A 21,351-nucleotide genomic window follows, 5' to 3' on the forward strand; every position below is an offset into this window, starting at 1 on the left:
TATAAAAGAAAGTCTTAAAGGAGTCGTTTTGATGAAAAAATTGTGGTTCTTTTGGGGCTGCTACTAGTGGTGTTCATTTCTATCTTTTTTATTCTGAAGCCGCGAAGCGCGACTCCTTTTACACTCTCTGAAAAAGCTGATTCTTATCTTATTACCACTAAGGGTGTCTATGCATTTGAAGAGAGTAAAAATAAACTTTATTTAGTGAATCATCAAAAGGAAACGATTGCTGAATATGTGCATTATATCTTTCCGAGAGCACGAATAGAAGATAGGTATTTGGTCTTTTCTAAGGGATGGGATTACCCCTCATCATATCCTATAGCTACCGTTAGCCTTGATTTTAAAACAGGAAATATTGAGACACAAGAGACAGATTATTTCGCGACAGATGGGGCTGGACAAACCAAGGAGCATTTCTATACTTGGCAGGCTGATACGGATCAGGCTCGACTGACTCAATTTGATAAGCAGGGAAGAGAATTGCAATCTGTAACCTATGATGGAATTCTCCTTGCTCCGTTCAGCTTCATCAGTAATCAAGATGGAGTATTGCAATTAGAAGCTGTTCGAGACAGACAAGATGATCAGTATCACAGTCAGTTGATAACGATTGACGAAAAAGATTTGAGTTTCATTTCAGAAGAACCTCTATATGAAACTGCAAATCAGCACTATCGATTCTCGGATAGTTTGGTAGAAGGCAATTTACTCTACACTCCTGTTCATTCTGTTCGTGACCTGTCAACCACAGAAGTTCAACTGAATAATCAACTCCTTATAACGAATCTTGACAATCATCAGCAGGCATTTTTGACGCTCCTAGAATATGCCCCTAGAAGCATGACTTTACAGGGAGACTTTCTCTTCATTGATCATGATAGTACCAGCATCAATAAAGTGGGTTTTTCGATTGTTAATACTAAAACAAAGGAAACTAGTTTTATCAATCTTTCTGAACAATTAGGGGATTTCTTGCCGACAAGTGTACCTGCAATTCAATTTTTCACCCTTGATAAGAGCGGAAACTTGCTTTTTATCGTTGAAAAAGAACTTATCTATATGGATATTCATGAACAAAAAATTCTAGATCGTTTCTCGTTAACAGAGGAAGAAGAACCAATTTCCATTTGGAGAGTGAGTAAATAAGTAGATAAAAAATAGGAGGACGAATTCGTCCTCCTATTTTTTCTTCTCTTTTATCCACTGGCTAATATTCGTCGTCCTTGACGTTGAATGCGCTCTTGCAAATGTTGCCATTTATCAGCCCAAATTTGTGATTTGCGAGCGTAGGCATGTTCTAAAATTTCCTCTTTAGACTTGTAGTTGCGGTAAAAAGCGTTACGCGACACCCCCGCCTTGCGAACCAATTCGGAGATAGAAATCTGGTGGAGATCTTTTTTCTCCATGAGAAATAGCAGAGCAGTTTCAATGGATTCTTTGGTCAGCTGATTGGATTCTTTATTGGAAATAATAAGATTTTTGAGTGAGCTAGGGGAAATGGTCCGTTTTTTCATCATCTTGTCCTCGATTTCTAGAATAGCAGAGCGGCCATTTGCCAAGACCTGCATGTGACTGTGACAGCGGAGAGTAAATTCTGTTCGCATATCCAGCCTCCATGCTATAATTGTAAAAGAAGATAGTTTGTATGTCAAATAAAAATCTTCCAAAATACTATTGAGATGAGTAAAAGTGAGAGAAGAAATGAAAAAATGGAAAATTATTGCCGATTCTGGCTGTGACTATAAAACCTTGGAAAACTTAGCTAAGGACACGGAATTTGTCAGTGTTCCCTTGACTGTTCAGGTTGGACAAGAGACTTTTTTGGATGATGAAAAGCTCAATATCGATCAGATGATGGAAATCATGTATGCTTCTTCCAGTGCAGCTAGCTCAGCCTGCCCTAGCCCGCAAGCCTATGATACAGCTTATGAGGGGACAGAGAATGTCATTGTTATTACCTTGACTGGGACACTTTCAGGTAGCCACAATAGTGCACGATTGGCACGGGAGCACTTCCTTGAGGGACATCCCCATGTCAATATTCACATTATTGACAGTTTATCTGCAGGTGGAGAGATGGATTTACTGGTCTATGAAACCAATCGCCTCATCGCAATGGGGCTAGACTTTAAGCAAGTGGTTGCAGGGCTAGAGGCTTATCAACAGCGTACTAAATTGCTTTTCGTTCTTGCTAAGGTGGATAATTTGGTTAAGAATGGTCGCCTCAGTAAATTCCTTGGAACAGTTGTTGGACTCCTTAACATTCGTATGGTGGGAGAAGCAAGCGCAGAAGGGACTTTGGAGTTGCTTCAAAAAGCTCGCGGTCATAAAAAATCGCTGAGCGCCGCATTTGACGAAATAAAAAAAGCTGGATATATGGGTGGACGCATTACACTGGCGCATCGTAATAGTGACAAATTCTGTCAGCAGTTTTCAGAGATGGTACTGGCGGAATTTCCACAAGCACAGCTGGAAATCATTCCAACGTCTGGACTCTGTAGCTTTTACGCCGAAGAAAACGGTCTTCTCATGGGGTATGAGATTGGCTAAGAAGAGAATTGCCTCACGGGAGTGAGGTTTTTTCTTTTCCTTGCATTTGATAGGAAGGGAGCGTATAATGGAAGAGTTAGACAAAAGGAGTTTTTATGTATCTGATAAGAAAATTAGGCTGGTTTTTCCGGCTGGAGAAAAAACGATATGTGATTGGGATTTTGGCCCTAGCTTTGGTGAGTGTCTTCAATTTAGTGCCTCCGCGAGTGATGGGAGAAGTTATTGATGCCATTGCTGCAGGAAATTTGACCCATTCGCAACTATTTTGGAATATTTTTTATCTGGTTGTATCTGGTCTGGGTATGTATATCCTACGTTATATCTGGCGTATGTACATTTTAGGGACCTCTAATCATTTTGGACAGATTTTGCGTTTCCGACTTTTTGAACATTTTACTAAAATGTCACCATCTTTCTATCAAAAATATCGGACAGGTGACTTAATGGCGCACGCGACCAATGATATCAATGCTTTGACGATGACAGCAGGAGCTGGAGTTATGTCAGCCGTAGATGCTTCTATCACCGCTGTTGTAACACTTTTGACCATGTTTTTTGTCTTGGATTGGCGTTTGACTTTGATTGCCATTATTCCTCTGCCATTTATGGCAATGGGGAGTAGCTTTTTAGGCCGTCGCAATCATGCGGCATTTAAAGCAGCTCAGGAGTCGTTTTCAAACCTCAACAATCGCGTTCAAGAAAGTGTATCCGGCATTCGTGTAACCAAGTCTTTTGGCTATCAAACTGCGGAAGTGGAGAGTTTTGCTCAGACCAATCAAGAAGTTTTTGAAAAAAATATAACCTCTGCTAAATTCAATTCACTGTTTGATCCTATGATTTCCATCTTTGTTGGACTATCTTATGTTCTGAGTTTGATTTTTGGTGGTATTTTCATTTCTCGGGGTCAATTTACTATCGGTGAAATGGTTACATTTATTACCTATTTGGATATGTTGGTTTGGCCTCTTCAAGCTATGGACTTCCTTTTCAATCTTATTCAACGTGGGTCAGTTTCCTATGAACGGATTGAGAAATTATTGGAAGAAGAATCGGACATTCAAGAAAGTGAGACACCTTTACCATCTATCGAAAATGGTGATTTGACCTATGCCATTAACCAATTTAGCTACGACGAACAACTGACCTTAACGCATGTGCATTTTGGCATTAAAAAAGGGCAGACTTTGGGAATTGTCGGTCCAACAGGTTCTGGAAAAACAACTCTTTTAAAATTACTGTTGCGGGAGCGGGATGTGGAAGTAGGTCATATCGAGCTTGATAATCATGATATCCTCGACTATAGTCTTCAGGATTTACGTTCCCTCATGGGCTATGTGCCACAGGATCAAGTGCTTTTTGCTATGTCCATTCGTGACAATATTCGCTTTGCGGATCCAAGCTTGTCTGATCAGGTAGTAGAGCATGCGGCAAAATTATGCGGCGTCTATGAGGATATTATGGCAATGCCAGACGGCTTTGATACCATTATCGGTGAGCGTGGCGTATCGCTTTCTGGTGGTCAGAAACAGCGGATTGCCATGAGTCGTGCCTTAGCCATGAATCCAGATATTTTGATGTTGGATGATTCCCTGTCTGCGGTTGATGCTAAAACGGAGCATTTGATTGTGGAGAATCTCAAAAATGAACGTCAAGGAAAGACGACCATTATCACTGCTCATCGTCTATCAGCCATTGTTCACTCAGATTTAATTATTGTTATGGAAAATGGTACCATCAAAGAGCGAGGAAACCACGAAGAGTTGATGGCGCAAAAAGGTTGGTACTATGAGACCTATCAAGAGAGCCAAAATGAAGAAAGAAAAAACATCTAAGTCCACTTTGAAACGGATGATGGCCTATGTCAACCGCTACAAGTGGTGGACCATTTTAGCACTCGTCTTCATTTTTTTTGACCACTCTGACTCGGATGGCAGTGCCTCTGATAGCTCAGTATTATATTGACCATTATGTAGCTAAGGACATTGCAGCCTCAGGCCTATGGCTTCTAGGAATCTATTATTTGATTTTCCTTTTGCGCGTAGTTTTTTCCTTCATCGGAAATTATACTTTTTCAAAGGTGGCCTATAGTATTGTGCGCGACATGCGGCAGGAAACCTTCGCCAATATCCAGCGCTTAGGCATGTCTTATTTTGATAAAACGCCTGCAGGATCCATTGTTTCTCGCATTACCAATGATACTCAAGCAGTGGCTGATATGTTTGGTACTGTGTTTTCCAGCTTTCTGTCATCTGCCTTTATCTTTACAGCAACTCTGGTGACCATGCTACGCCTTAATTGGCAATTAACGCTTTATATTTTGCCATTTTTACCAATTATTTGGGGATCAATCCGGCTGTACCGTAAGCTGTCTAATGAGCTGGTTATGATGACTCGACGGAAACTCAGTGATATCAACGTCAAATTGGCTGAATCTATCGAGGGAATGCGGATTATACAAGCCTTTCGTCAGGAAGAGCGTCCATCAATGTTAATTCTCTCTTTTTGCGTCCAGCTATGTCTGTCCTGAAGATTTTGGCATATGCAGTAATTTTGACCTTCTTTGGTCTCAACTGGCAAACGGCGAGTTTCACAGCTGGGATTATGTATGCTTTTATTCAGTATATCAACCAGCTCTTTGATCCGCTCATTGACGTGACACAGAATTTTGCGACCTTGCAGACATCAATGATTTCTGCGAAGCGCGTTTTTGCCATGATGGATGAGAAGGATTTTGAGCCCATTCAGGCAGGTCACGATGTAGCGATTCAGTCTGGTAATATTGAATTCAAAAATGTTAGTTTTTCTTACGATGGTAAACATGATGTTCTCAAACATATCTCCTTCAGGGTCAATCAGGGTGAAACTATTGCCTTTGTGGGTCATACAGGTTCTGGAAAATCGTCCATCATCAATCTTTTTATGCGCTTTTATGAATTTGAACGTGGCCAGATTTTAATTCATGGTGTGGATATCAAGGATTACCATCAAGAAGAATTGCGCCAGCAAATTGGTCTGGTCTTACAAGAACCCTTCCTCTACCACGGGACGATTGAAAGCAATATTCGTATGTACCAAAAGGATTTGACGCGAGAAGACGTAGTGGCTGCGGCCAAGTTTGTTGATGCGGATGAATTTATCAGCCTCCTGCCGAAAGGTTATGAAAATCCTGTGACTGAGAGAGGAACGACACTTTCCTCTGGTCAGTGCCAACTCATTGCCTTTGCAAGAACCGTTGCTGCTGAGCCCAAAATCTTAATCTTGGATGAAGCAACAGCCAATATTGACTCAGAGACAGAAGAAGTCATCCAGACTTCCCTTAAAAAATGCGTCAAGGGAGAACAACGATCGCTATTGCTCATCGCTTGTCTACCATTCAAGATGCAGATTGTATCTACGTCCTTGACAAGGGACAAATTATCGAAGCAGGAACGCATGATGAGCTTCTTGCTCTCGGCGGAACCTATCAAAAAATGTATCAGCTGCAAGCTGGTATGAATGCTTCGGAAACTAAATTCCAAAAAGAACAAGGAATTGAAGATAGCAACGATCTCTTCTACGAAGAAACATTTAAAGGTGGTAAAGGTACCAACGATAAAGAATTGCTTCGTTATCTTGTAGATAATTCAGCTTCAGCCATTGACTAGTTGGATAGCATGAATATTACTCTTGATAACATTACAACAACTGGTGGTATGAGCGTCACTCGTACTCACCGTCCAGCGGATGGTTTAGCAGTGGGTCGTTACCTAGTTGACGGACTGTATGCTAATGTGACAGAGCGTAAAATTCCTACATTTGTGAATGCGGATGTAACAGAGTTATCTGATAAAGATGGCATGGTTACTGGTGTAACCGTTAAAATTGATGGTAAAGAAAAAAGGTTGCGGCTAAATCAGTTGTGCTTGCAACAGGTGGTTTCGGTGCCAACATGGAAATGGTTACTAAATTAAAACCTGAGTTGAAAGGGTATGTTACAACAAACCAAAAAGGTTCTACAGGTGACGGGATTGCTCTTGCAGAAAAAGAAGGTGCTGCGACAGTTGACTTGGAACAAATTCAAATTCACCCATCTGTTGAGCAAAAAACAGCTTACTTGATTACTGAGGCTGTTCGTGGTGAAGGAGCTATCCTTCTTAACAGTAAAGGTGAGCGTTTTGTTAATGAATTAGAAACTCGCGATACGGTTTCTGCAGCCATTAACGCTTTAGATCCAAACTATGCATATGTAGTCTTTGACAATGCTCTTCGTGGTCGTGTAAAAGCTATCGAACAATACACGAAGCAACATTGAAAACAACTTTGGATACATGGAACAAGTCTGTTGCAGATAAATCAGATGCAGCCTTTGGTCGTACAACAGGTATGGATGAAGATTTATCACAAGCACCTTACTACGCTATCAAAGTGGCACCAGGTATTCACCATACTGAAGTGACAGGTGGTATCCACGGTCAAAACCGTATCGGTGGTAATGCAGTTGCAGATATTATTATCTTTGGTCGTCAAGCTGGTACTCAATCAGCGGCACACGCAAAATAAATTTAACAGGAACAGAAATGTGGCTCTTGGTCGCATTTCTTTTTCTATTTTGATAGAATGAAGAAAAAGCAAAAGGAGTTTTCTATGGGTATTTTTTCAGGTTTACTAGGAAATGCATCTCAAAAAGATAATGAGCAAGTAGAGCGTCAACTAGAGACTATCTTGGTGGCAGGTGAACGTGTAGAATTAGCTTTTTCTTTGGTGCGTGATTTAATTGTTTTTACAGAAAGACGCTTGATTTTGGTGGATAGGCAAGGAATGACAGGCAAGAAAACCTCTTACAAATCCATTCCCTACCGTTCGATTTCACGTTTTACGGTGGAAACTTCTGGTCATTTCGATTTGGATGCAGAATTAAAAATTTGGATTAGCTCTGCTATGGAACCTGCCGAAACGCTACAATTTAAGAGTGATAAAAATGTCGTGGAAATTCAGCAAGCATTGGCTGCTGCGGTCCTAGGTTATTAGTTTAAAAATGTCTCATCTTAGGATGAGATTTTTTTGTGAAAACGTATTTTTAACTCATGGCTCTAGGAATTTACTGAAAAGTATGGTACACTAGATAGGTTGTCAATCGCAAAGAACTTGTGGTCTTATGACTTAGGGAGATTGCTCCCGCGTGAAAAATGATTATTGAAAAATAATGGAAACTGTTGGCAACATGATCTAGAGTCATTCAACTACAAGCTAGATAAGACGGCTTCGCACCGTCTTTTAGAAAAGAGAATACATTGAAATTTACAGAATTTAACTTATCAGAAGATATTTTATCTGCAGTCGTGACGGCTGGCTTTGAAACACCGTCTCCTATTCAGGAATTGACCATTCCCCTTGCACTTGAAGGTAAGGATGTCATTGGTCAAGCGCAGACTGGTACAGGTAAAACGGCAGCATTTGGCTTGCCAACTTTAGAAAAAATCCATACAGAAGATAATACCATTCAAGCCCTCGTGATTGCTCCAACGCGTGAGTTGGCAGTTCAGTCACAAGAAGAACTCTTCCGCTTTGGTCGTGACAAGGGCGTTAAAGTCCGCTCTGTATATGGCGGATCAAGCATTGAAAAACAAATCAAAGCCTTGAAATCAGGGGCCCATATCGTTGTCGGCACACCTGGTCGTCTCTTGGACTTGATTAAACGCAAAGCCTTGAAATTGGACAAGATTGAGACGTTGATTTTGGACGAGGCAGATGAAATGCTTAACATGGGCTTCCTTGAGGATATCGAAGCTATCATTAGCCGTGTGCCAGAGGAACGCCAAACGCTTCTTTTCTCAGCAACCATGCCAGATGCTATCAAGCGTATCGGTGTCCAATTTATGAAACAGCCTGAGCATGTGAAGATTGAGGCAAAAGAATTGACCAACGTCAATGTAGACCAATACTATCTTCGTGTAAAAGAGCAAGAAAAATTTGATACCATGACACGCCTCATGGATGTAGACCAGCCAGAATTGTCTATCGTGTTTGGTCGGACAAAACGTCGTGTAGGGATCTTGATCAAAATAAACGTCTTCGTGTCATTCGCGATTTCAAGAATGATCAAATTGATATCTTGGTTGCAACAGACGTTGCAGCGCGTGGTTTGGACATTTCAGGTGTAACCCACGTTTACAACTATGATATTCCGCAAGATCCAGAAAGCTATGTTCACCGCATTGGTCGAACTGGTCGTGCTGGTAAATCTGGTCAATCCATCACCTTTGTTTCTCCAAATGAAATGGGTTATCTTCAAATCATTGAGAACTTGACCAAAAAACGCATGAAAGGTCTCAAACCAGCAACTGCTGAAGAGGCTTTCCAAGCTAAGAAAAAAGTAGCACTCAAGAAAATCGAACGTGATTTTGCGGATGAAGCGATTCGTTCTAACTTTGATAAATTCAAGGGTGATGCTATTCAATTGGCACAAGAATTCACACCAGAAGAATTGGCGCTCTATATCTTGACCCTAACAGTTCAAGATCCAGATAGCATGCCAGAAGTGGAAATTGCCCGTGAAAAACCATTACCATTTAAGCCATCCGGCAATGGATTTGGTGGAAAAGGTAAAGGTGGCCGCGGAGGACGCGACCGTGATCGTGGTGGACGAGGCAATCGTGACCGCAATGACCGTGGTGGCTATCGTGGAGATCGTCGTCGTGATCGTGATGATCGTGAAGGTGGTCGTCGCGACTTCAAACGCCGCGATGATAAATTCAAACGCGATAATCGCCGTCAAGACAACAAAAAACCACATAAAAACACTTCAAGTGAAAAGAAAACAGGGTTTGTTATCCGTAATAAAGGTGATAAATAAGAAGAATGCTCTCATAGAGGGCGTTTTTTTGTTTACTTGCCATCAACTTTAAGAAAATCCTAAGCACTATTTAAGAAATAGTTAATATTTGGCTTAGAAGTGCTTAATTTCCTCTTGTTATACTTTATTCAACAATATGTAACAAAGAGAAAAGAGGAAAATCTTATGAAAATGAAAAAATCAACTAACCCATACCAATCATCAGTTTATCAAACATGGACCATCCGCCTATTCAGTGTAGGAACTGCCTCAGTCCTACTAGCGAGTGGAGTTTTTGCCTTAGTAAGCCCGGTAACAAGGGTTGGTGCGCAGGAAACTCCAGTTGCAGAAACAGTTATGTCTATGGAAGTGCCAATGAAGGCTTCAATGATGGACGCGACCACTGTGAATCCTACTGCAAAAACTCCAGAAGTGGTTCCTGCTCTTGAGGTAGCACCTGCTAGTGATGCGATCATGATGGACATGATCACAACAGTTGACCAAGTCAAGGACGCTCTCGCCAACAATATCCAAGAGCAGACAGAGGTGCCAGCATCTTACCTCAAAGCAGCGCAAGTACCTGGACCATTCACAGCAGGTGTGAATCAGGTGATTCCTTTTGAAGCTTTTGGTGGTGATGGCATGTTAACACGTCTCTTGTTGAAAGCAGCCAATGGTGCGCCGTGGTCAGATAATGGTACAGCTATGAACGCTGCTCTACTACCAGTTGATAACCTCAGTAAAGGCAGCTATTTCTACCAAGTAGCTCTTGATGGTAATGCAGCGGGCTTGGAAGATCAAGCACTGTTGGATCAATTGAGAGCGAATGGTACCCATACTTACCAAGCAACAGTGACCGTTTACGGTGCCAAAGATGGCATGGCAGACGTGATGAATGTGATTGGTCAAAAGATGGTAAACGTGACCGTTCATCAAGAAATGGACATGATGGGTCAAGATAAAAATGCAATGAGCATGAAAGATAAGATGGATCAAGACTCTATGCAAACGATGACAGGTCAAGATGGCATGATGTCAGAAGGAAAAGACATGATGACTAAACCCATGTCTATGGATAGCCATAAAAAAGCGACCAAAGCATTGCCTTCAACTGGTGAAGAAAGCCATTCGATTGTCACTTTAATAGGAATTATTTTAGCGGCTACCATTGCAGGTGTGTCTTTCTTGAAATTTACATCTAAAAAAGATGCTTAATTGCGAAAAGACCTTCCAAATTATATGGAGCTTTATAGAGGATAGTGTTATACTAAAGAGAAGTATAACACTATTTTCCATACTGGAGTAAAAGATGAATTATAGAATTTTATTAGTGGATGATGAACCTGAGATTATTGACATCAATCAACGGTATCTTAAACAGGCAGGCTATGAAGTGGAAATTGCCCATAATGGTGTTGAGGCACTTCATCAGGTCAAGATCTCTTCTTTTCATATGATTATCACAGATATTATGATGCCTCAGATGGATGGTTATGATTTGATCAGTGAAGTTTTGGTGCTTCATCCAGACCAACCTTTTCTCTTTATTACGGCAAAAATTTCGGAACCAGATAAGATTTATTCTTTGAGCTTGGGAGCAGATGATTTTATTTCTAAACCTTTTAGCCCGAGAGAATTGGTTTTGCGCGTCAACAATATTTTAAAGCGTATTTATGGGCAACAAGAATCGCAGGATGCATTGACCGTAGGGGATTTGACCATGAATTATGCCAGACGAGGGCAAGTCATAAAAATCGTGTGTTTTCAAAGACTGAGCTTTATGAAAAAATCTGGGAAGCCAACTATATGGATGATACCAATACGCTCAATGTTCACATTCATTCTCTGCGAAATGATTTGGCAAAATTTAGTACAGACCAGACGCCGTCCATTAAGACTGTCTGGGGATTAGGGTACAAATTAGAGGATTAGTATGAAATTAAAATATTATATCATTGTGGGCTATCTTGTTTCCATTGTGATCACGGTTTTGGGTGTCTTTTTCGGGGTCAGTCGCATGTTGGTTGATGGCAAGGAAGTGACCTATATTTTGCTCATCACAGTTTTAGCAGGTCTCGTAGGGGCCTTGATTAGCTTACTTTTATTGACAAGGGTTTTTCGTTCACTTGGCAAATTAAAACGCAAGATGAAAGACTTGTCCATTAGAAAATTTGACACAAAAAGTCATATTCAATCACCTTTGGAATTTAGAGAATTGGAAAGTAGTTTCAATCAGATGGCATCTGAATTGAAGGATACCTTTGAATCCTTAGCGGCGAGTGAGAAAGAAAAAGCTACGATAGTAGCGCAATTAACTCATGACATCAAAACGCCCATTACCTCTATCCAAGCGACGGTCGAAGGGGTTTTGGATGGTGTGATTCCGGCTGACGAAGTGCATCACTATCTCAAAACAGTGGGACGTCAGACCAATCGCCTTAACAAATTGGTAGAAGAATTGAATTTTTTGACCTTGGAAACACTAGATGGTCCATTGCAAAATGGTCAGCACCAAACCATTTATTTGGATAAAATGCTGCTGGAGATTTTGTCCGAATTTCAGTTGAAAATCGAACAAGAAAAACGTCAAATTGACTTGTTTGTTGCTCCGCAGGTGGCAAAGATAAAAAGCGATTATGATAAATTATCTCGTATTCTCTTAAATCTGATTACCAATGCTTTTAAGTACTCAAAAGAAGGAACCACACTCACCATTCGTGCGATGGGTGATGATAAGCAGATTCGTATTGCTATCGTGGATCAAGGAATGGGAATTAAGGAAGCGGAGTTAGAAGCTATTTTCAAGCGTCTCTATCGTGTAGAAGCTTCTCGGAATATGGAAACGGGCGGACATGGTTTAGGGCTCTATATTGCTCGTCAGTTAGCCCATCAACTGGGTGGCGAAATAACGGTGGACAGCCAATATGGCAAGGGAAGTACCTTCACTTTGCTGTTGAATAGGAGCCAGACCAAATGAATATCAGGCAAGAAAGTCATTTAGAGCTTGCTGAGGTTTTGCCACTCTATGAAGCAGTAGGCTGGACCAATTATAGTCGTAATCCTGCTATGTTGGAACAAGCATTCAAGCAGACTTTGTTTGTTTTGACGGCGCGTGACCAAGGAAAGTTGGTAGGACTATTACGAGCAGTTGGCGACGGCGCATCTATCCTTTTTATTCAGGATATCATTGTATTGCCAGATTACCAACGTCAAGGAATTGGGCGAAGGCTCATGCAAGAAACTTTGGAACATTTTTCCCATGTCTACCAAATTCATCTCTTGACAGATCAAACGCAAAAGACCCCAGAATTCTATACTTCAGTTGGCTTTTCAGATGTAGAAACTATTCGTTGCAGAGCTTTCACCTTAGTGGAGAAAAAGTAAAAAAAGTTATCAGCAACGCCCCCTTTAATGGGGGCGTTTTTTGGAATAAGGAAAGTATGATAAGATAAAACAAGAAAGGAGAAGTTGTATGAAAAAGGATTTGAAGTTTGACTTCATTGTTTTTATTTTTGGGGCTATGGTATGTGCTATTTGTTTGATGATGTTAGAAAAGCACTTATTTGAAGTACCATACATATTATTGGCTCTTTATTTTATAGCTTGTCTCATTTGTTTTAGTTTTATAATGGACTATTGGGAAGAAAAAATCCCACGTCTTTCCTTGCTCCTTCGCCTTGTTTATCTGGTTTTCTATTTTTTGGCACCGATTATCTTCTTTAAAATGTGGCAAAATGATGAAGATGAGATTGGAAGATAATGTTCGAAGTATTTATTTTGGTATCTGTCAATATGCAGTCATCGTGCAGCGCATAGGAAAAGAGAAAACACATGGCATCAGTCCATGTGTTTTTTCATATAATCAAGTTTTTGTTTTCTTGTTTTTTGTTTAAAATAGGCTTCGGCGCTCATGGCTTCTTGTTTACTGGCGAATTCTTCTTGGTAGAGCAATGTAACGGGTAGACGGGCTCGTGTGTACTTAGCGCCTCTTCCCATATTATGGGTCTGAACGCGTCTATCTACATTTGTCGTATAGCCTGTATAGAGCGTGCCATCCGCACATTCGAGGACATAGAGATAAGCCTTAGTTTCCATTTTTTCCATAATAGATTTCGTGTATTTCTGGGGTGTAATCACCGTTTTCTTGATGAACAATGAGCGGTGAAAGAATTTTTAAGCCATCTGTTGAGCCGTCCTTGATGGCTTCCACCAAAAGCATGTTAGCCTCTTTGCTAGCTTTTGGATAGATAAATTGGACGCGTTTGGGGGCTAATTTATAGCGACGCATCGTATCTAAAATATCCAAAAATCGATCAGGACGATGTACCATGGATAGGCGTCCATTGGACTTGAGAACTTGTTGAGCCACTTGGCAAATACTATCCAGATTAGTGGCAATTTCATGGCGTGCCAACAAATAATGCTCACTCTCATTGAGATTAGAATCCTCGTCTACCTTAAAATAGGGAGGGTTACAGAGGATGAGATCAACATGAGAACGAGGAAGGTGCTGTGTCAGATTGGCTAAATCATCGTTGATAACAGAGACCTGATCTTCTAACTCATTTAAGGCGATGGAACATTGATTCATCTCTGCTAAGCGTTCTTGCAGTTCAACCTGTACAATCTGGGCTTTGGTCATGGTAGAAGCAAAAAGCCCAACTGCCCCATTTCCACTGCAAAGATCGACAATGAGACCACGGCTTGGCAATTTTGGAAAGCGTGACAAAAGAACGCTATCGATCGAATAGCTGAAGACTTGGCGATTCTGAATAATTTTGACATCGCTGGAAAAGAGCTGATCAATACGCTCACCAGCAAGTAGAGACTGATTTTTCATAAAAATAGTATAGCATATTTCCCCATCCAGTGACAGCGGAGCTAAAAATCATTTGTCCTGAAAAAATCAAGGTTAAATATGGTATAATGAAGAAGATTTGAAAAGGAGAGAAGAACATGTTTTATACTTATTTACGTTCCTTATTAGTCTTCTTGCTGTGGGCAATTAATGGGAATATTCATTATCATGATCGTGAAAAAATCTTACCTCAAGATGAAAATTATATTTTGATTGCGCCCCACAGAACATTCTGGGATCCTGTTTTTCTTGGCTACGCGGCGGCTCCTAAGCAATTTATATTCATGGCAAAAAAGGAATTGTTTAAGGACCGTGGTTTTGGCTGGTGGATTCGTAAATGTGGTGCCTTTCCTATTGATCGTGAAAATCCTGGTACAGCAGCCATCAAGTATCCTGTCAATATGCTTAAAAAAGGCAATCGTTCCTTGGTGATGTTTCCATCAGGAAGTCGACATTCTCAGGACTTAAAAGGAGGGGTAGCAGTCATTGCCAAGACAGCAAAGGTGAAAACGATGCCTGCTTCTTATATTGGTCCTATGACTATTAAGGGACTCCTACGTGGGGAGCGAATTGATGTGGCTTTTGGCAATCCAATCGATATTTCAGACATCAAGCGTTTGGATGATGCAGGTATGGCAGAAGTTACGCGCCGTATTGAACATGAATTTGGTCGATTGGATGCTCTTGCGGGTTCTCATCAGACAAATGAAAAATCAGGTCTCTGGACCTTTATCTATCGTGCGCCTGTATTGCTTATTGTTGCCTTTATTTTAGGATTGACTTATTTATTTAGCTATTTAGCTAGCTTTGTGTGGAATCCTACTACAGATTTAACAGATCAAATGAAGAAATAAGTTGACTTTGTCAACTTATTTTTTATGTTTTGCGAATAAATAGATGGAGGGAAATTTATGAAGCAAGAAATCATCCATCTCATCAACAATTGGTTAATCTCAATACAGCGACCGAAGCTGACCTACAGACAATTTCAGGTATTGGTGCCAAACGTGCCGCTGATATCATTGCTTACCGTCAAGAAAATGGTCAGTTCAAATCTGTTGATGACCTCAATAATGTCACGGGTATTGGCGATAAGACTCTAGAGAATCTGAAACCTTATGTCACAGTGGATTAAAAAGTGGTCCATTTCCCCAATTCATGTGGTTCTAGTACTCATCGCACTCTATTTTGCCATCTATCGTCCAACCATTTTGACCATTGGATTAGTCGTCATCTTGCTGATTCGCCTGATTCACCAGCAGGGTGTTAAGCCATGTCTAAGAATATTACCTATTTTCTTAATTTTTATCAGTCTTTTTGTCGGTCGGTATTTTTGGGCACAGCAACAAAAAGCTAGGCTACCAGTCCATCTTTCTCAGATTGAAGTCATACCAGATACTATTGCAATCAATGGAGATAGTCTATCCTTTAGAGGAAAAAATGCAGGACAGATTTATCAAGCCTATTATAAACTAGAGAGCGAAGCAGAAAAGAAAGCATTTCAAGGTCTAACAGCAATCATCAGTCTGACGATTGCTGGCCAAGTGAGTCTTCCCCAAGAAAGACGAAATTTTAATGGTTTTGCCTATGCAGCTTATTTAGAAACGCAAGGGATTCACGGGATAGTTTCCATTGATAGAATAAAGAGTAGTCAAGTTCTATGGACGTGGAATCCATTTGACTGGGTGTCTATCTGGCGCAGAAAAGCTTTGGTGCATATCAAATCACACTTTCCTGCCCCTATGAGTCATTACATGGCAGGACTGTTGTTTGGAGAATTAGACCATGATTTTGATGAAATGAGTGATACCTATTCCTCATTGGGCATTATCCATCTCTTTGCTTTGTCTGGTATGCAGGTGGGATTTTTTATTGATAAAATCCGTTATTTTTTCTTGCGAATAGGACTAAAATGTGAAACAGTGGATAAATTGCAATATCCCTTTTCCTTTATTTACGGCGGATTAACAGGTTTTTCTGTTTCCGTTGTGCGATCGCTCATCCAGAAGTTGCTGGCAAATGCTGGGATAACAAAACTAGATAACTTGGCGTTGACAGCCATGATTTGTTTTTTGCTCATGCCACATTTTCTCTTGACAGCAGGAGGACAGCTCAGTTTTGCCTATACCTTTTTATTGACAGTATTTGACTTTGAAAAATTGTCCCACTATAAGCGCTTGGCAATGGAAAGTCTGACTCTATCTGTCGGAATTTTACCCCTACTTATTAGCACGTTTTTTACCTTTCAACCCTGGTCAATCGTGCTGTGTCGGCTATCATTCCCATCACACAGGTTAATGTCCTCTTTGTTTGGCTGGAAAAGGTCATTATGTGTGTATCCTCTTGGGCTAGTCAGCCCTTGGTTTTTGGAAAACCGCATGTGCTGGTCTTGCTATGTCTGCTGCTGATATTGGGCTTTCATTACTGACAAAATACCCAATGGAAAATGAAGTGACGATGGTCGATATCGGGCAAGGAGACAGCATTTTTTTGCGGGATATGACAGGGCAGACCATGCTAATTGATACAGGTGGTCGTGCGGACTTTACGCCGAAGGAAGATCCATCACAGCCAATGCTGAGCGGACACTAATTCCCTATCTCTACAGTCGAGGGATTGATCATATTGATAGTATGTGCATCACGCATACAGACGCAGATCACTGCGGAGATCTTTTGGACCTATCCAAAGCGGTTAGCTTAAAAACGATTTATGTATCGCCGGGAAGTCTGGCGGTGCCAGAATTTGTCGAGGTCTTAAAAGAAACCCATGTTCCTGTTAAAGTCGTGTCAGTGGGGGAGCAATTTCCCATTTTTGACTCCTTTCTAGAAGTGCTTTATCCTAGTCAGATTGGTGATGGTGGCAATAATGATTCCATCGTGCTTTATGGCGACTTGCTGGACAAGAAATTTCTCTTTACGGGAGATTTGGAAGATGGGGAATTAGAGTTGATACGATCCTATGCAAATTTACCAGTGGACATTCTTAAAGCAGGGCACCATGGCTCCAAAGGATCTTCTTATCCAGCTTTTCTAGGCAGAAGTGGCGCTTTTATCTATTGGACAAAATAATCGTTACCAGCATCCTTATCAGGAGACGTTAGAGAGGTTTGAGGAGAGGAAAATGCTGGTTTATCGTACGGACGAGCAAGGGGCTATCCGTTTTCACGGATGTAAAAGCTGGGGTGTGGAAACTAAACTGTAAGGTAGCTAAAATAAAGGATTATAAGTTAGAAAATCGTATTTAAACGACTGATATTCTGAGAATTTACAAATTCATAAGACACATTTAAGAATTAATTAAGAATTAACTTAGTGTTTCTTTATTTCTACTTGTTATACTTAATTCAACAAAAAGAAAGAGGTGTCATTTATGAAAACAGTGACTTCAAAAAACGTAAAATTTAGTTTGGCGGCAGCAGCTCTTGCAGGTGCTTTGGTGGTAACTTTAGGTCAAGGTTCAATGGTTTCAGCAAATGAATATCATGGTAGCTCCATTTATAGCAAATTAAACAACCGCTACACTGAAGAAAAACTTTCAGATGAAGAAATCTACAACCGTGCACAAAATCTTGATTTATCCTATGGTGATTTTGGTTCGCAAGCAGATTCATACACCTATGAGCCTACATACACTGAACCAGAGTATACAGATTTCCACGGAAGTTCTATCTATGGTAAATTAAATGATCGCTATACGGATGAAAAACTTTCAGATGAAGAAATCTACAATCGTGCACAAAATCTTGACTTGTCATACGGAGATTTTAATTAAGTCTCAGTCGTTTTCAAGGCGAGATAGCTATTATATTTAATACGACCATTTGTTTAGGGACTGTCAGAAATGATAGTCTCTTTTAAAATTCAGATATCATTATCAAGAAATCGGTTTGTTTCTGTTGGATATGCTATAATAATAACTATGATAGCAATAGAAGAGATCAAAAAATTAAACAGGGAAAAGCTTGGGCTCCTAACAGTTTTGGCGGGCGACGATACAGGGCAATATCAGCTGGCAAAAGAAGCTATATTCGAGCAGTTGGGCTTTGATGCTAGCGATTTGACCTACGCTTATTTTGATATGTCCGAATCGGATTATGGACAGGTAGAAATGGACTTAGTATCGTTGCCTTTTTTCTCAGACCAAAAAATCGTGATTTTGGATTATTTTGCGGACTTAACAACGGATAAAAAGCGCTACTTGACAGATGAGGAATTAAAACTTTTCGAAGCTTATTTGGAACAACCCAGTGAGACGACGAGACTAATTATCTGTGCGTCAGGGAAATTGGATAGTAAGCGTCGTTTGGTCAAACTCATCAAGCGAGATGGAGTCCTGATTGAAGCTAGTGAGACGAAAGAAGCGGAGCTCCGTAACTATTTCCAAAAGGAAAGTAAACGTTTAGGACTTGAGATGGATAGTGGCGTCTTTGAGCGTCTCTTAGCTAAATCCAATCTCGATTTCTCAGAAATGACTAAAAATCTTCTCTTTTTGTCTTCTTATAAGAAGGATGGACGAATTCTTCTTGAAGACATCGAAGCTGCTATTCCTAAGACCTTGCAGGATAATCTTTTTGATTTGATTCAGCTTTTGCTGGCTAAAAAGATGGACGAAGCTCGAAATTTGGTCAAGGATTTACGCTTACAGGGCGAAGATGAAATAAAACTCATTGCAGTGTTGCTCAATCAATTTCGGATGTTCTTGCAGGTGCAACTCTTAGTTAGAGAAGGACGTGGCGAGCAACAAATCGTTGGAGATTTATCCGATTTACTAGGACGCAAAGTCAATCCTTACCAAGTCAAATTCGCTCTTCGAGATTCCAGAGGTTTGTCACTTGAATTTTTGAAGCGAGTAGTGGCTTTGCTGATTGAGACAGACTACCAAATCAAGACAGGTGTCTACGATAAAGATTACCTTTTTGACATTGCCATGATTAAGATTGCGGCTGATTGATCATCCAAGCTAATTAGTAAGCTCGCAAACAAAATTTTTGAAAGCTCTGCTATTTTCTGATAAGATATAAATATATTAAATTATAATGAAAAGAGGAATTAGAAATGGCAATTATTTTACCAGAACTTCCATATGCCTACGATGCACTTGAGCCAGTGATCGATGCGGAAACAATGACTCTCCACCATGACAAGATCTTGAGGCACTTTTGTCAGATGTCAACTCTATTCCAGAAGATATCCGTCAGGCAGTCATTAACAATGGTGGCGGTCATCTCAACCACGCACTTTTCTGGGAACTTCTTTCTCCAGAAAAAACAGAAATTACAGAAGAAGTAGCAACAGCTATCAATGAAGCGTTTGGTTCATTTGACGAGTTTAAAGAAAAATTCACTGCAGTAGCGACTACTCGCTTCGGTTCAGGTTGGGCATTCCTCGTTGTCAACAAAGAAGGTAAGTTAGAAGTGCTTTCAACTCCAAACCAAGACACTCCGATTATGGAAGGTAAAAAACCAATCTTGGCACTTGACGTTTGGGAACATGCTTACTACCTCAACTATCGCAACGTTCGTCCAAACTACATCAAAGCTTTCTTTGATATCATCAACTGGACAAAAGTTGATGAGCTTTACAAAGAAGCAATTGCTTAATTATTTCTCGCTTGAATTGGCGACCACTTTTTGAGAAAACGATATTTTTTTGAAAAAAGGCTAGTCAGTCCTCTACTCTAGCAAAGGTTCCGTAGAACTTTGCGTGTGACATGGAGCATTTAGCCCATGGAACTGAGGAGTGGAATAAAGTAGCAGAACTTTATAAAGAAGCAATAAATAATGACTGGTACCAGCCTCGTTAGGGCTGGTTTTGTAGTGTCATTTTGTTAATAATGATCAATGGGCCTGCTTGGGTCCATTTTATTCTGAAATTGAAGGCTTGGGATTTGTATAGAGGTAATTGTCTAAACTTCGTTTGTTTATGAGGTATACAATATGGATATAGGAGTTTTTAGCCTATCAAAAGTGGTTGAAAATCTTAATGTTGATGCAGATATTCTCAAGGGAAGCTCTATGTAGCAGGGGCTGGAGTAGTTGTAAAACCTGCCTATTATCGGGCGAAAAAGTTTAGCTATATAGTCGATGAAGTGATTAAATACCACTTCCACTTGTTGCATAAATAGGAAAGCGGTTTAAAAAAATGTGAAAATGTGCTACAATCAAAGTAGTTGTGATTAGAGAGGTAGGAATCGTCCATCTAAAATGATTACGAATGAACAGTATCGCTTTTTGCGAAACCGCCCTAGTTTTAGCCATTTTCCAGTGGAACACTTCGATCAACTGGCAAAGGAAATTCGTTTTCGAAAGATACCTCGGGAGCAAATTTTTTTCTTTGGTGGTGATAAGCGGGAATACCTATTTGTTCTCCATAAAGGGTATGCACGGATCGAGCAATATGACCAGACGGGGACATTTTCCTATTTAGATTACATTCGAGAGGGAGAAAGTTTTCCCTTTGGAGATATTTTTAATACAGATATTTATCATTACACTGCCATAGCAGTCACTGACTTAGAGTATTTTATGGTGCCCATGAATCTGTATGAAGATTTATCGAAAATCAATCCCCGCCAAATGCTCTACCTCGCCAAAAAGTTATCCAACATCTTACGCTTTGAAGAGTTAAGGCTGCGAAATGCCATGGTAGCAAGCGCCAGTGAGCGTGTCGTTCAGGTTTTGGCCTTGCTTTACTGGGATATTTGTCAGGCGGCTCAGTTGAACACCCTTCCTTTTCCGATTCATATTCAGGAGATTTCACGTTTAGCAGCTACCACAAGAGAGACGGCCAGTCAGGTATTGAAGCGATTGAAGAAGGAAAATCGGATTGCTTATTCTCATAAAAAATTGACATTTTTGGATATTGACTTTTTTTTAGAACATCTGTCAGAAACCCGTTAAATACGGGTTTTTTAATTTTTTTCAATAAAAATAAATATCGAAAAAATAAGCAAAATAGATAAAATATTTATAGAAAGCGCTTTAATATGAATATAAATAAAAAAATAAGTTAGAAAATGAGAAAAATTTGGCAAACTGATTGTCGACTTCTTCATGTAAACGTTCACAATAAGTGCTATGCTAAGGGTAAGAAATCGGTAAGGAAAGACTTACATAAAGGAAAAAGGA

The 21,351-nt window shown here is 40.2% G+C and carries 13 protein-coding genes and 11 pseudogenes; 21 read left to right on the forward strand and 3 right to left on the reverse strand.

The features are described 5' to 3' along the window. The first annotated feature begins 279 nt into the window (after positions 1–279). The gene (locus AEX56_RS00910; RefSeq protein WP_152907861.1) at positions 280–1,149 is read left to right on the forward strand and encodes a hypothetical protein; all 870 of its coding nucleotides are present in this window, start codon (positions 280–282) and stop codon (positions 1,147–1,149) included. 89 nt (positions 1,150–1,238) lie between these two features. On the opposite strand, the pseudogene AEX56_RS00915 reads toward AEX56_RS00910, so the two are convergent. Further along, a pseudogene (locus AEX56_RS00915) lies at positions 1,239–1,517 on the reverse strand (TetR/AcrR family transcriptional regulator); the annotation flags it as partial. A 187-nt stretch (positions 1,518–1,704) separates the two neighbouring features. Here AEX56_RS00915 and AEX56_RS00920 point away from each other — a divergent pair. The 13 genes and pseudogenes from AEX56_RS00920 to AEX56_RS00980 all read left to right on the forward strand — a co-directional run bounded on the left by AEX56_RS00920 (position 1,705) and on the right by AEX56_RS00980 (position 13,124). Continuing rightward, the gene (locus tag AEX56_RS00920; protein ID WP_049617550.1) at positions 1,705–2,553 is read left to right on the forward strand and encodes a DegV family protein; all 849 of its coding nucleotides are present in this window, start codon (positions 1,705–1,707) and stop codon (positions 2,551–2,553) included. Between the two features lie 95 nt (positions 2,554–2,648). Next, positions 2,649–4,385, forward strand: a complete 1,737-nt coding sequence (locus tag AEX56_RS00925) for an ABC transporter ATP-binding protein (RefSeq protein ID WP_049617551.1) — start codon at positions 2,649–2,651, stop codon at positions 4,383–4,385. Continuing rightward, positions 4,363–6,056: pseudogene (locus tag AEX56_RS00930) on the forward strand (ABC transporter ATP-binding protein); the annotation flags it as partial. The gene AEX56_RS00925 and the pseudogene AEX56_RS00930, both read left to right, overlap by 23 nt. Then, positions 6,039–7,092, forward strand: a pseudogene (locus AEX56_RS08105) (flavocytochrome c); the annotation flags it as partial. The pseudogenes AEX56_RS00930 and AEX56_RS08105, both read left to right, overlap by 18 nt. Positions 7,093–7,176: 84 nt before the next feature. Beyond that, on the forward strand, positions 7,177–7,560 hold the full coding sequence (locus AEX56_RS00950; RefSeq protein WP_049617552.1) for a PH domain-containing protein: 384 nt from the start codon (positions 7,177–7,179) through the stop codon (positions 7,558–7,560). A 263-nt stretch (positions 7,561–7,823) separates the two neighbouring features. Beyond that, positions 7,824–9,385 (forward strand): annotated as a pseudogene (locus AEX56_RS00955) (DEAD/DEAH box helicase). A gap of 171 nt (positions 9,386–9,556) precedes the next feature. Next, a pseudogene (locus AEX56_RS09420) lies at positions 9,557–9,661 on the forward strand (YSIRK-type signal peptide-containing protein); the annotation flags it as partial. A 153-nt stretch (positions 9,662–9,814) separates the two neighbouring features. Further along, positions 9,815–10,288: pseudogene (locus AEX56_RS09425) on the forward strand (SSURE domain-containing protein); the annotation flags it as partial. A 171-nt stretch (positions 10,289–10,459) separates the two neighbouring features. Further along, a pseudogene (locus tag AEX56_RS09430) lies at positions 10,460–10,579 on the forward strand (LPXTG cell wall anchor domain-containing protein); the annotation flags it as partial. Between the two features lie 94 nt (positions 10,580–10,673). Continuing rightward, positions 10,674–11,296, forward strand: a pseudogene (locus AEX56_RS00965) (response regulator transcription factor). 1 nt (position 11,297) lies between these two features. Further along, entirely contained in the window at positions 11,298–12,341 is a 1,044-nt protein-coding gene (locus AEX56_RS00970) for a sensor histidine kinase (protein ID WP_049617553.1), read from the forward strand. Then, entirely contained in the window at positions 12,338–12,748 is a 411-nt protein-coding gene (locus AEX56_RS00975) for a GNAT family N-acetyltransferase (RefSeq protein ID WP_049617554.1), read from the forward strand. Before AEX56_RS00970 ends, AEX56_RS00975 begins: the two co-directional genes overlap by 4 nt. 88 nt (positions 12,749–12,836) lie before the next feature. After that, the gene (locus AEX56_RS00980; RefSeq protein WP_049617555.1) at positions 12,837–13,124 is read left to right on the forward strand and encodes a hypothetical protein; all 288 of its coding nucleotides are present in this window, start codon (positions 12,837–12,839) and stop codon (positions 13,122–13,124) included. Positions 13,125–13,201: 77 nt separating this feature from the next. Here AEX56_RS00980 and AEX56_RS00985 read toward each other — a convergent pair whose 3' ends face one another. Both AEX56_RS00985 and AEX56_RS00990 read right to left on the reverse strand, forming a co-directional pair. Continuing rightward, complete coding sequence (locus tag AEX56_RS00985) at positions 13,202–13,468, reverse strand: GIY-YIG nuclease family protein (RefSeq protein ID WP_049617556.1); 267 nt, start codon at positions 13,466–13,468, stop codon at positions 13,202–13,204. Further along, positions 13,449–14,204, reverse strand: a complete 756-nt coding sequence (locus tag AEX56_RS00990) for a tRNA1(Val) (adenine(37)-N6)-methyltransferase (RefSeq protein ID WP_049617557.1) — start codon at positions 14,202–14,204, stop codon at positions 13,449–13,451. The genes AEX56_RS00985 and AEX56_RS00990 overlap by 20 nt, the downstream gene beginning before the upstream one ends. Before the next feature lie 116 nt (positions 14,205–14,320). On the opposite strand from AEX56_RS00990, the gene AEX56_RS00995 reads away from it, so the two are divergent. The 7 genes and pseudogenes from AEX56_RS00995 to AEX56_RS01025 all read left to right on the forward strand — a co-directional run bounded on the left by AEX56_RS00995 (position 14,321) and on the right by AEX56_RS01025 (position 21,123). Continuing rightward, a complete protein-coding gene (locus tag AEX56_RS00995; protein WP_049617558.1) occupies positions 14,321–15,076 on the forward strand; it encodes a lysophospholipid acyltransferase family protein in 756 nt (251 codons plus the stop codon). A gap of 92 nt (positions 15,077–15,168) precedes the next feature. Beyond that, a pseudogene (locus AEX56_RS01000) lies at positions 15,169–15,357 on the forward strand (ComEA family DNA-binding protein); the annotation flags it as partial. Continuing rightward, positions 15,341–17,426 (forward strand): annotated as a pseudogene (locus AEX56_RS01005) (ComEC/Rec2 family competence protein). The pseudogenes AEX56_RS01000 and AEX56_RS01005, both read left to right, overlap by 17 nt. A 168-nt stretch (positions 17,427–17,594) precedes the next feature. Continuing rightward, a complete protein-coding gene (locus AEX56_RS01010) occupies positions 17,595–17,996 on the forward strand; it encodes a hypothetical protein (RefSeq protein WP_049617560.1) in 402 nt (133 codons plus the stop codon). A gap of 147 nt (positions 17,997–18,143) precedes the next feature. Then, on the forward strand, positions 18,144–19,175 hold the full coding sequence (holA, locus tag AEX56_RS01015) for a DNA polymerase III subunit delta (protein ID WP_049617561.1): 1,032 nt from the start codon (positions 18,144–18,146) through the stop codon (positions 19,173–19,175). Between the two features lie 104 nt (positions 19,176–19,279). Beyond that, positions 19,280–19,824 (forward strand): annotated as a pseudogene (locus AEX56_RS09175) (superoxide dismutase). Positions 19,825–20,427: 603 nt separating this feature from the next. Next, on the forward strand, positions 20,428–21,123 hold the full coding sequence (locus AEX56_RS01025) for a Crp/Fnr family transcriptional regulator (RefSeq protein ID WP_049617562.1): 696 nt from the start codon (positions 20,428–20,430) through the stop codon (positions 21,121–21,123). Positions 21,124–21,351 lie beyond the last annotated feature (228 nt).

The organism is Streptococcus sp. X13SY08, from assembly GCF_001182825.2.
Taxonomy (GTDB): domain Bacteria; phylum Bacillota; class Bacilli; order Lactobacillales; family Streptococcaceae; genus Streptococcus.